The organism is Streptomyces sp. NPDC097617 (assembly GCF_044761485.1).
GTDB lineage: Bacteria > Actinomycetota > Actinomycetes > Streptomycetales > Streptomycetaceae > Streptomyces.
Map to the genome: position 1 here is coordinate 26,996 of NZ_JBIWCL010000035.1, position 13,163 is coordinate 40,158.

The window sequence follows — 13,163 nt, forward strand, 5'->3', positions numbered from 1 at the left end:
CGCCCGCTCCTGTCCCGGTGACAGGACCGGACGCGGCGTGGCGGCGCCGGGCGAGTTCGAGGTCGGAAGCTATCAAGCCAGGTCAAGCGGGCTTGCGGGCCCCAGTGCGGGTCTGGGTGAGGGCCGCGCCGGCCAGCACGATCGCAGCGCCGACCGGGGTGTTCCAGTGGAGCTGCTCGCCGAGGACCAGAACGCCCGCCGTGGTGGCGATGACCGGAATGAAGTAGGTGACCATCTGGGCGGTGGTCGGGCCGACCTCCGTCACCAGCCCGTACTGCATCTGCAGCGCCATGCCCGTGCCGAGGGCGCCCAGCGCGATCACCGACAGGGTCGGCCAGAGGGGGAACGAGCTCGGCGTCGAGGTGAACAGGGCGCTGACCAGCGCGAGCTGGAGCGTGGAGACCATGAGCTGGCCACCGGTCAGGGCCACCGGCGAGCCCGGGGTCCCGGCCAGCGTGCGGCGGACGTAGATCCAGCCGATGGGGTAGCAGAGGGAGGCCAGCAGGGCGAAGGCGGTGCCCTTGGCATCGACACCGGAGAAGCCCTGCCAGGCGCCGAGCACGGTCAGTACGCCGAGGAAGCCCAGGCCCAGTCCGGCGAAGCGGCGGCGGGTCGGCCGGTCCTCGGACAGGGCGACCAGCGACAACGCCATGCCCCACAGCGGCGAGGTGGCGTTGCAGATGCCCGCCAGGCTGGAGGGGATGCTCAGCTCCGCGTACGCGAAGAGCGAGAAGGGGGCGGTGTTGAGCAGGAGCGCGGCCACGCTCAGGTGGCCCCAGGTGCGCAGCCCCCGGGGGAGCGGCTCCCTTCGGACCAGCAGCACGGTGAGGAGGGCGAGCGCGCCGAACAGGACCCGGCCCAGTGCCACCTGGAAGGGCGCGTAGGCCTCCGTTCCGACCTTGATCAGGAGGAAGCTGAAGCCCCAGACGACCGAGAGGATCGCGAACCGGATCCGCCAGTCGAGGAGGCCGCCGCGACCCGGCCGGGCCGGTGCGGTGGCAGCCGCCATGGGGGAGGCGGTCGTGGCGGGGGAGGCGGAGGCCGGGAGGGCCGTTCCCGGGGTGGTCGGTGCGCTCATGCCCCTCACTGTCCTCGTATCAACTTCGTAGGACAAGCGAGAGTTTCTCTGGGTGACGCCGTAGTATTGCTTACATGTTGAACCTGGAGCGCCTGCGCACCCTCGACGCCCTCGCCCGCCACGGCTCGGTCAGCGGCGCGGCCGACGGCCTCCACGTCACCACTTCCGCCGTGTCCCAGCAGATGGCCAAGCTGGAACGCGAGGTCGGTCAGCCGTTGCTGGCGAGGAACGGGCGCGGGGTCCGGCTCACCGACGCCGGGCGGCTGCTCGCCGATCACGCGGCCCGGATCATCTCCCAGGTGGAGCTCGCCCAGGCCGACGTCGAGGCCCAGCGGGGCTGCGCCGTGGGCGAGTTGCGGATCGGTGCCTTCCCGACCGCCATGCGCGGGCTCCTGCCGCAGGCCCTCGCCGGGCTGCGCGCCGACCATCCGGAGCTGCGCGTGCGGGTGCGCGAGCAGGAGCCGGAGGAGAGCATGGCGGCCGTCGTGCGGGGGGACCTCGACCTGGCGCTGGCGATCGACTGGCACAACAAACGCATGCCGGTGCCCGCCGAGCTCACCCGGACCCACCTGCTGGACGACACCGTCGACATCGCGGTCCCGGCCGGCCACCGGCTGGCCGACCGGACCGCGAGCACCGGGCGTTCCGGAATCTCCCTCGCCGAATTCGGCGACGACGACTGGATCTCCTGGAACGAGGGGCAGTTCTGCCACGAGTGGCTGGTCTTCACTCTGCGCGGCACGGGCATCGAGCCCCGCATCGCCCACATCGCCGAGGAGCACCACACCCAGCTGGCCTTCGTGGAGGCCGGGCTCGGCGTGTGCGTGGCGCCGAAGCTGGGCCGCGGTCCGGTGCCCCCGGGGGTGCGGCTCCTGCCGGTCTGCGACAGCGTACGCCGCCACGTGTACGCCGTCTGGCGGGCGGACGCCGACCGGCGGCCCTCCATCCGGGCCGCGGTCGACAGCCTGCAGCAGGCGGCCGCGGCGCTCCGCTGACCGCCCGTACGGACCGCCCCGCGCTCTCGCGCCCGTGCGCTACAGCTTGCGGAAGTCCCAGGAGACCACCGACTCCGGCGTCAGGCGGATCCAGGCGTGCCGGCCGTCGTGCGGCATCTCCTCGATGCCGAAGTTCTTGACCGGGAAGATCCGTTCGGCCTCGGCCAGTTCGGGGCAGGGCTCGCCGGTGCGCGGGGCCTCGCCCACGCAGACGGCGCTCCCGGACAGTTCCACACCGTGCAGCTCGTCGTACGACTCGCCCGCGTCCACGACCACCGAGATCCGTGGGTCCGCCCGCAGGTCGGACCAGCGCCGGCTGCGCGTGATCGAGTACAGCCACAGCGAGCGGCCGTCCCACGCGAACCACAGCGCGCCCACGTGCGGGCGCCCGTCGGGGGAGACCGTCGCCACCCGGCACGTCCGCTGCTCGCGCAGGAAGGCGTCCACCTCCGAGTCGCTCATCATGATGCGGCGGCCCCGCTTCTGAGTCTCGTCCATCCGTCCCGCGCCCCTTCACATCTGACTATGTGTCAGGAATCATGAGGGCTCTTCCGTCGCCACGCCAGGGGGAGTCATGCCGGACCTCGATCCCGCCACCACCGCGCTGCTCACCGTCGAGTGCCAGAACGGCGTCGTGGGCGAGGAGAGCGCGCTGCCCGAACTCGCCAAGGAGGCCCGGGACTCCGGCATGCTGGCGCGGGTGGCCGCGCTGGTCGACGCCGCGCGCGGGGCTGGCGTACAGGTGCTGCACGCGGTCGCCGAGCGGCGGCCGGACGGACGCGGGGCCAGTGGCAACGCACGGCTGTTCCGGGCCGCCGACAGGCTGCCGGTGCGCCAGTTGACCGGGAGCCCGGCGGTGGAGGTCGCCGCCCCCATCACGGTGACCGAGGAGGACCTGGTGGTGCGCCGGCTGCACGGGCTCTCCCCGATGGCCGGCACCGACCTGGACGCCCTGCTGCGCAATCTCGGCATCCGCACCCTCGTCGTCACCGGGGTCTCCTCCAACATCGCCATCCCGAACACCGTCTTCGACGCCGTGAACCTCGGATACCAGGTGGTGGTCCCGGCCGACGCCATCGCCGGAGTGCCCGCCTCCTGCACCGCGGAGGTGATCCGCAACTCCCTCGCCCTGGTGGCGGCCATCACCACGGCCGAGGAACTGCTTATGCAGTGGGCTCCCGCGACCTGACCCCCGTAACCTGGGCTGATGCTGTCCGAAGTGATCGCGACCCGCTACGTCACGCCTTTGCGTGAGGGCGGCTCGCTCCCGGGAATCGTCGAGGCCGACGACCTCGGTACCTACGTCATGAAATTCACCGGAGCCGGCCAGGGCCGCAAGACCCTGGTCGCCGAGGTCATCTGCGGCCGACTGGCCCAGCGGCTGGGGCTGAGGGTCCCGCGGCTGGTGCAGATGCAGCTCGACCCCGTCATCGGGCTCGGCGAGCCCGACCAGGAGGTCCAGGAGCTGCTCAAGGCCAGCGGGGGGCTCAACCTCGGCATGGACTACCTGCCCGGCTCGATCGGCTTCGACCCGCTGGCGTACCAGGTGGACCCGGTCGAGGCGGGACGCGTGGTCTGGTTCGACGCCCTCATCAACAACGTCGACCGGTCCTGGCGCAACCCGAACATGCTGGTCTGGCACGGGGACGTCTGGCTCATCGACCACGGCGCCACCATGATCTGGCACCACAACTGGCCCACCGCCGCGGCCGCTGCCGCCAAGCCCTACAACGCCTCCGACCACGTACTGGCCCCCGTGGGCCCGGACATCGCCTCCGCGGCCGCCGCGCTCGCGCCGCTGGTGACCGAGGAGCTGCTCACGGAGGTCGCGGCCGACGTGCCCGACGAGTGGCTGGTCGACGAACCGGGCTTCGACTCCACCGACGCGCTGCGCCGCGCCTATGTGGAGGTGTTGCTGCCGCGCGCGGCCACGATCCACGAGAGGATCTCGATGGAGGCCGAGGTGAAGGCCCCTGCCGGACCTCCCGGCTGGCTCACCGACCACCTGCCGGAATGGCCCCACAAGACCCACAAGACCCACAAGCAGAAGAGCGACAGCGAGTGACCAAGCGGGACGTGTTCGAGTACGCGCTGGTGCGCGTGGTGCCCCGGATGGAACGGGGCGAGTGCTTCAACGCCGGCGTGATCGTCTATTGCCGGGCGCACACGTACGTCGCCGCGCGCACGCACCTCGACGAGGCGAAGCTCCTCGCGCTGGATCCCGGGGCCGACGTGGCCGGTGTACGGGCGGCCCTGCGCGGGGTCGAGGGCCTGTGCAGCGGCGGGGCCGAGGCGGGGCAGGCGGCGGGCGACGACGCGGGGCGGCGGTTCCGCTGGCTGATCGCCCCGCGGAGCACGGTGGTCCAGCCGGGTCCGGTGCACACCGGCCTGACGGCCGATCCGGCGGCGGAGGTGGAGCGGCTGCTGGACCTGCTGGTCCGCTGACGGCCGCGGCGGCGCCGCGGTGGCTCCGCCCTCGAACCCCCGTGCCCGCAACGCCGGTGGTCCTGAAGCCCCTGTGTGGCGTTGACACCGGGTGCCAGGGCTCCTAGCGTCTCCTCAGCTGAAGCTACTAAGCGGTTGCTCACCTCTGGGCGGCCGCCTCTCAAGGGCGAGGAGATCCAGCATGTCCACCACCGAGCAGCGCGTCGCGATCGTGACCGGGGCGGCCCGGGGCATCGGCGCGGCCACAGCCGTACGCCTGGCCGCCGAGGGCCGTGCCGTCGCCGTACTCGACCTCGACGAGGCGGCCTGCAAGGACACCGTGGAGGCCATCACGGCGGCCGGCGGCAAGGCCCTGGCGGTCGGCTGCGACGTCTCCGACGGCGCACAGGTGGAGGCGGCCGTCGCGCGCGTCGCGAGCGAGCTGGGCGCCCCGACCATCCTGATCAACAACGCGGGCGTGCTGCGCGACAACCTGCTGTTCAAGATGACCGAGACCGACTGGGACACGGTCATGAACGTGCACCTGCGCGGCGCCTTCCTGATGTCCAAGGCCTGTCAGAAGTACATGGTGGAGGCCAAGTTCGGCCGCATCGTCAACCTCTCCAGCAGCTCGGCGCTCGGCAACCGCGGACAGGCCAACTACTCCGCGGCCAAGGCCGGTCTGCAGGGCTTCACCAAGACCCTGGCCATCGAGCTCGGCAAGTTCGGCGTCACTGCCAACGCCGTCGCCCCCGGGTTCATCGTCACCGAGATGACCGCCCAGACGGCGGCCCGCGTCGGCATGGGCTTCGAGGAGTTCCAGGCGGCCGCCGCCACCCAGATCCCGGTCCAGCGCGTCGGCCGTCCGGAGGACATCGCGGGCGCCATCGCCTTCTTCACGGGCGAGGCCGCGGGCTTCGTCTCCGGCCAGGTCATGTACGTGGCCGGCGGCCCGCTCAGCTGACGAGTCCACGAGAGACAGGGCGCAGACATGACGTACAGCGGTATCGACAGCGGCAAGGTCGCACTGATCACCGGGGCGAGCCGGGGCATCGGCTACGGCGTCGCGGAGGCGCTGGTCGCCCGCGGTGACCGGCTCTGCATCACCGGGCGCAACGAGGAGGCCCTCGAGGAGGCCGTCGAGCGGCTCGGCGCGGACCGGGTGATCGGTGTCGCGGGCAAGGCGCACGACGAGGCCCACCAGGCCGTCGCCGTCGAGCGCACGATGGAGGCCTTCGGCCGCGTCGACTTCCTCGTGAACAACGCCGGCACGAATCCGGTCTTCGGGCCGATCGCGGATCTGGACCTCGGGGTCGCGCGGAAGGTCTTCGAGACGAACGTGATCTCGGCGCTCGGCTTCGCCCAGCGGACCTGGCACGCCTGGCAGAAGGACAACGGCGGTGCGATCGTGAACATCGCCTCCATCGCCGGTGTCTCGGCCTCGCCCTTCATCGGCGCCTACGGGATGAGCAAGGCCGCCATGGTCAACCTCACCCTGCAGCTCGCGCACGAGATGGCGCCCGGGGTCCGGGTCAACGCGATCGCCCCCGCGGTGGTCAAGACGAAGTTCGCGCAGGCGCTCTACGAGGGCCGCGAGCAGGAGGCCGCGGCGGCCTATCCGCTGGGCCGGCTCGGGGTCCCGGAGGACATCGGCGGGGCGGCGGCGTTCCTGACATCTGCACAAGCGGAATGGATCACCGGGCAAACTCTCGTCATCGACGGAGGGATGTTCCTCAATGCCGGGGTGCACTGACCGATAATCGGACGCATTTGCCTCCGAAAGGGAGGTAAATGCATACCGAATATGCACGGAACCGGTCAAGTGCCTCACGAAACCAACCCATTGGATTCGTGGGGCACTGCGGTAGGGTCTGCCGCACCCCTGGCTGATCGAGGAGCGTGCACGTGTTCAACCGGACCAGATGCCTGCAGATCACTGCGGCCCTTGCGTCCATATCCCTGCTCGCCGGATGCGGCCTGCTGTCGGAGGACGACGGCGACGATATGAAGAGGATCGTTGTCGGTACCACGAGCACACCGAGCACCCTCGATCCCGCGGCCGCGTGGGACGGTTCCTGGGAGCTGTACCGGAACGTCTACCAGACCCTGCTGGCCTTCCCGACGGGCTCCAGCAAGCCCCAGCCCGACGCGGCCCAGAACTGCGAGTTCACGGACGCGGCGAGCCAGGCCTACCGGTGCACCCTGCGCAAGGGTCTGAAGTTCTCCAACGGGGAACCGCTCGACTCCGCGGCGGTCAAGCACTCCCTCGACCGGATCAAGACCATCGGCTCCAACGTCGGCCCCAAGGGGCTCTTCGGCACCCTCGACAAGATCGAGACCCCGGACCCGCTGACGGTCGTCTTCCACCTGAACACCTCGGACGCGACCTTCCCGTACGTCCTCGGCTCGCCCGCAGCCTCGCTCGTCGCGCCCAAGGACTACCCGGCCGACAAGGTTCGCGAGGGCGACAAGATCACCGGCTCCGGCCCGTACGTGCTCGACTCGTACACGGACGGCGCCGAGGCGGTCCTCACGAAGAACCCGAGCTACACCGGCTTCGCCACCCGCCGCAACAACGGGGTGACCATCCGCTACTTCGCGGACTCCCCGAAGATGGTCGCGGCGCTGAAGGCGAAGGAGGTCGACGCCACCTACCGAGGCCTGTCGGCCGCGGAGATCACGGACCTGCAGACCCCCGCGGCGCACGCGCTGGGCGTCCAGGTCGTCGAGAACGTCGGCGCCGAGATCCGCTACCTGGTCTTCAACCCCAAGGACCCGGCGGTCGCCAAGCTCCCGGTGCGCCAGGCCATCGCGCAGATCGTCGACCGCGGGGCCCTCGTTTCCAAGGTCTACCACGGCACCGCCGAGCCGCTGTACTCGATGGTTCCCAAGGGAGTCGTCGGGCACAAGACGCCCTTCTACGACAAGTACGGCGGCGCGGACGTCGCCAAGGCCAAGAAGATCCTCAAGGACGCGGGGATCACCCAGCCGGTCGAGCTGACCTTCTGGTACACCACCGACCGGTACGGCTCCTCCACCGCCGACGAGTTCACCGAGCTCAAGCGGCAGCTGGACGAGAGCCTGCTCTTCAAGATCACCCTGCGCAGCCAGCCCTGGAAGACCTTCCAGACCGGCTACAAGACCGGCGAGTTCCCGGTCTTCGGCCGCGGCTGGTTCCCCGACTTCCCGGACCCGGACAACTTCATCGCGCCGTTCGTCGGCAAGGAGAACGCGGTCGGCACCCCGTACGAGCCCGCCGAGATCCTGACCGACCTGCTGCCCAAGTCCCGCCGCGAGGGCGACCGGTCGGCCGGCGTCCAGGAGTTCGAGCGGGCGCAGCAGATCTTCGCCGAGGACGTCCGGCTGCTGCCCCTGTGGCAGGGCAAGCTGTACGTCGCGGCGCGTGAGGACATCGCGGGCTCCGAGCGGGCGCTGGACCCGCAGACCGTCATGCAGATGTGGGAGTTCTACCGCAAGACCAGCTGGTAGACACGGCATCCATGCGTCGGCCGCCCGGGCTGTGCCCGGGCGGCCGACGCATTGTCAGTGGGCCCCGGTAGGTTCTGGAGCAGTTGCACGAACTTGTACCGGAGGTTGTCGCCGTGACCCAGATGCTGCCCGAGTCCTGGCTCCCCGTCCTCGGCGGGGAGCTGGACCAGCCCTACTTCAAAGAGCTCACCGAGTTCGTCGAGAAGGAACGGGCGAACGGGCCGGTCTACCCGCCCCGCGAGCAGGTGTTCGCGGCCCTGGAGGCCACTCCCTTCGAGCGGGTGAAGGTCCTCGTCCTCGGCCAGGACCCCTACCACGGCGCAGGCCAGGGCCACGGCCTGTGCTTCTCCGTGCAGCCGGGCGTCAAGACCCCGCCCTCGCTGCGCAACATCTACAAGGAGATGAAGGAGGAGCTCGACCTGCCGGTCCCGGACAACGGGTACCTGATGCCGTGGGCCGAGCAGGGCGTCCTGCTGCTCAACGCGGTGCTCACGGTCCGCGAGGCCGAGCCCAATTCGCACAAGGGCAAGGGCTGGGAGAAGTTCACCGACGCCGTGATCCGCTCGGTGTCCGAGCGTCCCGACCCGGCCGTCTTCGTCCTGTGGGGCGCCTACGCCCAGAAGAAGATCCCGCTGATCGACGAGGAGCGGCACGTGGTCGTCAAGGGCGCCCACCCCTCCCCGCTGTCCGCCAAGAAGTTCTTCGGGTCCCGGCCCTTCACGCAGATCAACGAGGCAATCGCCGCCCAGGGACATGAGCCGATCGACTGGCGGATCCCGAACCTCGGCTGACGTCCCACCGCGCCTCGGCGCCATTGCCGGTGCCTCCGGCTAGCTTCTTGATGATCAGACCGGAGCAGGTCTGGCAGAGCAAGCCGGAGGCCACCGTGACGGAGCAGCAGGAGGCGTCGGAGGACGCCGTCATGACCAGGATCGGCCAGGCGGTCATCCTGCTGCACGCCGGGGACCGCGAGGAGGCCCGCAACCGGCTCGGCGAGATCTGGTCCGAGATCGGCGAGGAGGGCGACTCCCTGCACCGGTGCACCCTGGCCCACTACCTGGCCGACGCCCAGGACGATCCGGCCGACGAGCTGGCCTGGGACCTGAGGGCCCTGACCGCCGCCGCCGCCGACGGGCGCGGCGACGAGCCGGGGACCGGGCCGCCCCGGGACGGAGGCCCCGCGCGGCCGGAGCCGCATCCGGCGATGCGCGTGTTCTACCCGTCCCTGCACCTCAGCCTGGCCACCGACTACGTGAAGCTGCAGCGGCCGGAGGCGGCGCGGGTCCACCTCGCGCGGGCCCGCGCCGCCACCGGGGCGCTGGCCGACGACGGGTACGGCAACGGCGTACGGGCCGCGATCGCCCGGCTGGAGCGGCGCCTGGCCGCGGAACCGGGGTCCGGGCCCCCGCCGTTTCCCGAGCAGTCCCCGTAGCCGTGTGGATCCGGCGGTGTGCAGCTGGGCGGGTCCGCGGGCCCGCGGACCTCAGTCCGTAGGGGCGCCGGCGCAGATACGGGCCTCCGGGCTGTCGGGATGCCAGCGGCCGTGCCTGCGGCCCAGCGCGCACACATCGGCGGGCCGTACCGGCAGCTTCCGGATCAGCTCGCGCTCCACCTCGGCGTCGGGCCGGGCCTGGTGCGGACGGCCTCCAGGACGCCCGGAGAGGGACTCGGCGGCCCGCCGCGGCTCGGGGATGTCCGGGACCGGCGGCGCCTCGCGCACGGCCCCACCGGAGCCGCCCGGTACGGGGCGCTGTGCGGACCGCTGGGCGGCTCCGGGAGCCGCCGGGGCCCCGGGCCGCTCCGGGGCGGTCTCCACCGCCTCCAGGGCCTCCAGGGCCGGCGCCCGGACGACCACGGGCGCGGCCCCGGGTCCGCCGCGCGGCTCGTGGCGGGGCGGCACCCCGGCGGCCGGGGCCGCCGCCGGCCGCACGGGTCCGGGGCTCACATTCACACACCCGGAGACCGCCGAGACGGCGCAGGCGACTCCGAGCAACAGCGTTGTCGTGGTTCGGGTTGGATGCACGCGCGCAACTCTGCTGTGCGAGGACCCCGTTGCGAAAACCCGGAGCCGATATTCACCCCGCACGGGTGACGGACACAGGCTAATCGCCGGTGGCGCCGTCGATCTGCTCGCGCACCAGGTCCGCGTGGCCGTTGTGGCGCGCGTACTCCTCGATCATGTGGGTGTAGACCCAGCGCAGGCTGAACACTTCACGGCGGTGGTGGCTCTCGGCCCGCGACACGAGGTCCAGCGAACGGCCCGCGGCGGCCTGGCGCGCCAGCTCGACCTCGGTCTGCCAGACCTGCTCCGCCTCGGCCCAGGTGGCCTGTTCGGTGAAGTGGAAATCGCCGTCCGGGTCCTCGCTCGTGCAGTACAGCTCGGGAAGGTCCTCGCCCAGGATGATCTCCCGGAACCAGTACCGCTCCACCTCCGCCATGTGGCGTACGAGGCCCAGGAGGCTCAACTCGGAGGGCGCGAGCGGGGTGCGGCGCAGCTGCTCGTCCTGGAGCCCCTCGCACTTCCAGGCGAGGGTGGCACGGTGGTAGTCGAGCCATCCGTCCAGCATGTCCCGCTCGTCGGCGGTGGTGGCGGGTTCGTTTCGATGTGATCCAGAACTGGTGGTCATGGGGCTCATCCTCGGCGAACAGAGCCCCTGCCACCAGGGATTAAGCTGCGGGAATCCCACAACGAACGAACCCCTGGAGGTGCCCGGTGAAGGTCGGCTGCATCGGACTCGGCGACATCGCGCAGAAGGCGTACCTGCCCGTCCTGACCACCCGCCCGGGCATCGAGCTGCACCTGCAGACCCGTAACCCCGTCGCGCTGGCGGACGTCGGCGACACCCACCACGTCCCGGCCGCGCGCCGGCACACCGGTCTCGACGCGCTGCTCGCCGAAGGGCTCGACGCGGCCTTCGTGCACGCCGCGACCGTGGCCCACCCGGAGATCGTCACACGGCTGCTGGAGGCCGGCGTGCCCACGTACGTGGACAAGCCGCTCGCCTACGAGATCGCAGCGTCGCGGCAGCTGGTCGAACTTGCCGAGGCCCGCGGGGTCTCGCTCGCCGTCGGCTTCAACCGCCGCTACGCGCCCGGCTACGCACAGTGCGCCGACCATGCCCGCGAGCTGATCGTCATGCAGAAGAACCGGGTCGGTCTGCCGGAGGACCCGCGCACCCTGGTGCTGGACGACTTCATCCACGTCGTCGACACCCTGCGCTTCCTGCTGCCCGGCGAGGCCGAGCACGTCGACGTCCGGGCGGTGGTGCGCGAGGGGCTGATGCACCAGGTGGTGCTCCAGCTGTCCGGCGCGGGCTTCACCGCCCTCGGCATCATGAACCGCCTGTCGGGCTCCACCGAGGAGATCCTGGAGGTGTCCGGCCGCGACACCAAGCGGCAGGTCGTCAACCTCGCGGAGGTCATCGACCACAAGGGCCAGCCGACCGTGCGGCGCCGCGGGGACTGGGTCCCGGTCGCCCGCCAGCGCGGCATCGAGCAGGTGGTCGGCCACTTCCTGGAGGCCGTGACGACGGGCACCACGCTCAGCGCCCGCGACGCGCTGCTCACCCACGAGCTGTGCGAGAAGGTGGTGGGCTCGGCTCTGGAGCAGGCCGCCTGAGTGCCCGGCTGCCCGCCACCGCGCAGTACACCGCGAGCGCGGCGAGAGCGGCGGCCGGTGGCCAGTCCCCGAAGCGGACGTAGAGGGTCGTGCCCCGGGCGAGCGGGACCTCGTACACCGCCGCCGTGCTCGCCGAGGTGGGCAGGGCGGCGCCGATCCGCTCCCCGGACGGGCCGTTCACGACGCTGATGCCCGTGAGGGTGGCGTGCACCATGGGGCGGCCGTTCTCGGCCGCGCGCAGTGCGGCCAGCGAGGCGTGCTGGGCCGGGGCCCAGCTCTCCTGGAACGAGGAGGTCGCCGACTGGGCGATGAGCAGGGAGGCCCCGTCGAGGGTCAGGCGCCGGCTCATGTCGGGGAAGGCCGATTCGAAGCAGACCAGAGGACCCAGGCGTACGGAGGCGTCCGCGGTGCGCCCGTCCTGCCGCCCGGGCAGGTCCATGACCACCGGGGCCTCGCCGCGCACCCGGTCCTCGCCGGCGGCCCGGCCGACCGAGGTGGCCCAGCCGAACAGCGCACGGGCCGGTACGTACTCCCCGAAGGGGACCAGCCGCATCTTGTCGTACCGGTCGCCGGTGGGGCCCTGGGGGCCCACGAGCACCGCGCTCTTGTAGATCCCGGGGTGGTCCGCCCGCCGCGCGTCCACGTTCACCAGCAGCGGCGCCCCCACGTCCGCCGACAGCGCCGCCAGCCGCCGGGCCAGGTCCGGGCGGGCCGTCAGGTCCTCGCCCACGCTGCTCTCGCCCCATACGACCAGGTCGACCCGCTCCCCGGCCAGCGGCCGGGTCAGCCGCTCGCCGAGGTCGAACCGCCGGTCCGCACTGTCCGGGCCGTCCGCCACCGGTCCCGGCTGTACGACGGCCACGCGCAGCCGGCCCGACTCCACGGGCCGCGCCGCCCACACCCACACCGCCCCCGTCAGCACCGCGCACCCGGTCATGCCCGCCACCGCCGGGATCCGCGCGCCCGGCACCGCGACCAGCAGGACCACCGCGCAGTTCACCGCCACCACCAGCAGGCTGACCAGCCACACGCCGCCCACCGAGGCCAGCCGTAGCGCGGGCGTCACCTGCCACTGGCTGGCCCCCAGCAGCCCCCACGGCCCGCCCAGGCCCTGCCAGGACCGCACCAGCTCCGACAGCAGCCACCCCGCCGGTACGAGGACGAGCGCGCACCAGGCCCGGCCCGCGGTCGGGACCCCGCCGAGGAACTCCCTCACCAGCAGCGCCCAGGGGATCCAGAGCAGCCCGAGCAGCGCGGCCACCGGTATCAGGAACACGTGCAGGCTGGGCAGCAGCCAGTGGTGGACGGCCAGGATGAAACCGGCGCCGCCGAGCCAGCCCTCCAGGGCCGCCCGCCGCCCGCCGGGGGCCGACCTCAGCAGCAGCATCCAGGGCACGAGGGCGACGTAGGCGAACCACCAGAGCGCGGGGGCCGGGAAGGCGAGGGCGGGCAGCGCCCCGGCCGCGACGGCGGCGGGCACACGCCATCGCGGGGACCGCCACCGCATGGGCATCGTGATCATGGCGCCTCCGCTTCCAGTGTGGCAGTGCAGGACGTC

15 protein-coding genes are annotated in these 13,163 nt (G+C 71.8%); 10 read left to right on the plus strand and 5 right to left on the minus strand.

The features are described 5' to 3' along the window. Nucleotides 1–82: 82 nt before the first annotated feature. The gene (locus ACIQZO_RS36605) at nucleotides 83–1,078 is read right to left on the minus strand and encodes a DMT family transporter (protein WP_403635153.1); all 996 of its coding nucleotides are present in this window, start codon (nucleotides 1,076–1,078) and stop codon (nucleotides 83–85) included. Nucleotides 1,079–1,152: 74 nt separating this feature from the next. Here ACIQZO_RS36605 and ACIQZO_RS36610 point away from each other — a divergent pair, with 74 nt between their 5' ends. Continuing rightward, the gene (locus ACIQZO_RS36610) at nucleotides 1,153–2,073 is read left to right on the plus strand and encodes a LysR substrate-binding domain-containing protein (protein WP_403635156.1); all 921 of its coding nucleotides are present in this window, start codon (nucleotides 1,153–1,155) and stop codon (nucleotides 2,071–2,073) included. Nucleotides 2,074–2,112: 39 nt separating this feature from the next. On the opposite strand, the gene ACIQZO_RS36615 is transcribed toward ACIQZO_RS36610, so the two are convergent. Continuing rightward, nucleotides 2,113–2,571, minus strand: coding sequence for a pyridoxamine 5'-phosphate oxidase family protein (locus ACIQZO_RS36615; protein ID WP_403635159.1), 459 nt, complete (start codon nucleotides 2,569–2,571; stop codon nucleotides 2,113–2,115). A gap of 76 nt (nucleotides 2,572–2,647) precedes the next feature. On the opposite strand from ACIQZO_RS36615, the gene ACIQZO_RS36620 reads away from it, so the two are divergent. From ACIQZO_RS36620 to ACIQZO_RS36655, 8 genes are all read left to right on the plus strand, one after another. After that, nucleotides 2,648–3,262: a cysteine hydrolase gene (locus ACIQZO_RS36620; protein ID WP_403635162.1), complete on the plus strand. Its 615-nt coding sequence runs from the start codon at nucleotides 2,648–2,650 to the stop codon at nucleotides 3,260–3,262. Nucleotides 3,263–3,280: 18 nt separating this feature from the next. Further along, entirely contained in the window at nucleotides 3,281–4,138 is an 858-nt protein-coding gene (locus ACIQZO_RS36625; protein WP_403635165.1) for a HipA family kinase, read from the plus strand. After that, entirely contained in the window at nucleotides 4,135–4,518 is a 384-nt protein-coding gene (locus tag ACIQZO_RS36630) for a DUF3037 domain-containing protein (RefSeq protein ID WP_403635167.1), read from the plus strand. Before ACIQZO_RS36625 ends, ACIQZO_RS36630 begins: the two co-directional genes overlap by 4 nt. A gap of 181 nt (nucleotides 4,519–4,699) precedes the next feature. Further along, nucleotides 4,700–5,461 carry a 3-oxoacyl-ACP reductase FabG gene (fabG, locus tag ACIQZO_RS36635; RefSeq protein WP_403635169.1) on the plus strand — a complete coding sequence of 254 codons (762 nt, stop codon included), beginning with the start codon at nucleotides 4,700–4,702 and terminating at the stop codon, nucleotides 5,459–5,461. Nucleotides 5,462–5,488: 27 nt separating this feature from the next. Then, complete coding sequence (locus ACIQZO_RS36640) at nucleotides 5,489–6,250, plus strand: SDR family oxidoreductase (RefSeq protein ID WP_403635172.1); 762 nt, start codon at nucleotides 5,489–5,491, stop codon at nucleotides 6,248–6,250. 152 nt (nucleotides 6,251–6,402) lie between these two features. Then, complete coding sequence (locus ACIQZO_RS36645) at nucleotides 6,403–7,986, plus strand: ABC transporter substrate-binding protein (protein WP_403635174.1); 1,584 nt, start codon at nucleotides 6,403–6,405, stop codon at nucleotides 7,984–7,986. Nucleotides 7,987–8,108: 122 nt separating this feature from the next. Then, nucleotides 8,109–8,777 carry a uracil-DNA glycosylase gene (locus ACIQZO_RS36650; protein WP_403635273.1) on the plus strand — a complete coding sequence of 223 codons (669 nt, stop codon included), beginning with the start codon at nucleotides 8,109–8,111 and terminating at the stop codon, nucleotides 8,775–8,777. A 95-nt stretch (nucleotides 8,778–8,872) separates the two neighbouring features. Further along, nucleotides 8,873–9,418, plus strand: coding sequence for a hypothetical protein (locus ACIQZO_RS36655; protein ID WP_403635276.1), 546 nt, complete (start codon nucleotides 8,873–8,875; stop codon nucleotides 9,416–9,418). A gap of 51 nt (nucleotides 9,419–9,469) precedes the next feature. On the opposite strand, the gene ACIQZO_RS36660 is transcribed toward ACIQZO_RS36655, so the two are convergent. Together ACIQZO_RS36660 and ACIQZO_RS36665 are read right to left on the minus strand one after the other, a co-directional pair. Next, nucleotides 9,470–9,931: a hypothetical protein gene (locus ACIQZO_RS36660; RefSeq protein ID WP_403635177.1), complete on the minus strand. Its 462-nt coding sequence runs from the start codon at nucleotides 9,929–9,931 to the stop codon at nucleotides 9,470–9,472. Nucleotides 9,932–10,088: 157 nt separating this feature from the next. After that, a complete protein-coding gene (locus tag ACIQZO_RS36665) occupies nucleotides 10,089–10,613 on the minus strand; it encodes a DinB family protein (protein ID WP_403635180.1) in 525 nt (174 codons plus the stop codon). Nucleotides 10,614–10,699: 86 nt separating this feature from the next. On the opposite strand from ACIQZO_RS36665, the gene ACIQZO_RS36670 reads away from it, so the two are divergent. Beyond that, nucleotides 10,700–11,605, plus strand: a complete 906-nt coding sequence (locus ACIQZO_RS36670) for a Gfo/Idh/MocA family protein (RefSeq protein ID WP_403635182.1) — start codon at nucleotides 10,700–10,702, stop codon at nucleotides 11,603–11,605. Here ACIQZO_RS36670 and lnt read toward each other — a convergent pair. Beyond that, on the minus strand, nucleotides 11,550–13,127 hold the full coding sequence (lnt, locus tag ACIQZO_RS36675; RefSeq protein WP_403635184.1) for an apolipoprotein N-acyltransferase: 1,578 nt from the start codon (nucleotides 13,125–13,127) through the stop codon (nucleotides 11,550–11,552). The genes ACIQZO_RS36670 and lnt overlap by 56 nt on opposite strands. Nucleotides 13,128–13,163: the final 36 nt, after the last annotated feature.

Excerpts from the sequence above, each read along its gene's own strand:
- ACIQZO_RS36650 (WP_403635273.1), top strand. The coding sequence starts at position 8,109 with ATGCTGCCCGAGTCCTGGCTCCCCGTCCTCGGCGGGGAGCTGGACCAG.
- ACIQZO_RS36615 (WP_403635159.1), bottom strand. The coding sequence starts at position 2,571 with ATGGACGAGACTCAGAAGCGGGGCCGCCGCATCATGATGAGCGACTCG.
- lnt (WP_403635184.1), bottom strand. The coding sequence starts at position 13,127 with ATGATCACGATGCCCATGCGGTGGCGGTCCCCGCGATGGCGTGTGCCC.
- fabG (WP_403635169.1), top strand. The coding sequence starts at position 4,700 with ATGTCCACCACCGAGCAGCGCGTCGCGATCGTGACCGGGGCGGCCCGG.
- ACIQZO_RS36605 (WP_403635153.1), bottom strand. The coding sequence starts at position 1,078 with ATGAGCGCACCGACCACCCCGGGAACGGCCCTCCCGGCCTCCGCCTCC.
- ACIQZO_RS36640 (WP_403635172.1), top strand. The coding sequence starts at position 5,489 with ATGACGTACAGCGGTATCGACAGCGGCAAGGTCGCACTGATCACCGGG.
- ACIQZO_RS36610 (WP_403635156.1), top strand. The coding sequence starts at position 1,153 with ATGTTGAACCTGGAGCGCCTGCGCACCCTCGACGCCCTCGCCCGCCAC.
- ACIQZO_RS36665 (WP_403635180.1), bottom strand. The coding sequence starts at position 10,613 with ATGACCACCAGTTCTGGATCACATCGAAACGAACCCGCCACCACCGCC.
- ACIQZO_RS36625 (WP_403635165.1), top strand. The coding sequence starts at position 3,281 with ATGCTGTCCGAAGTGATCGCGACCCGCTACGTCACGCCTTTGCGTGAG.
- ACIQZO_RS36620 (WP_403635162.1), top strand. The coding sequence starts at position 2,648 with ATGCCGGACCTCGATCCCGCCACCACCGCGCTGCTCACCGTCGAGTGC.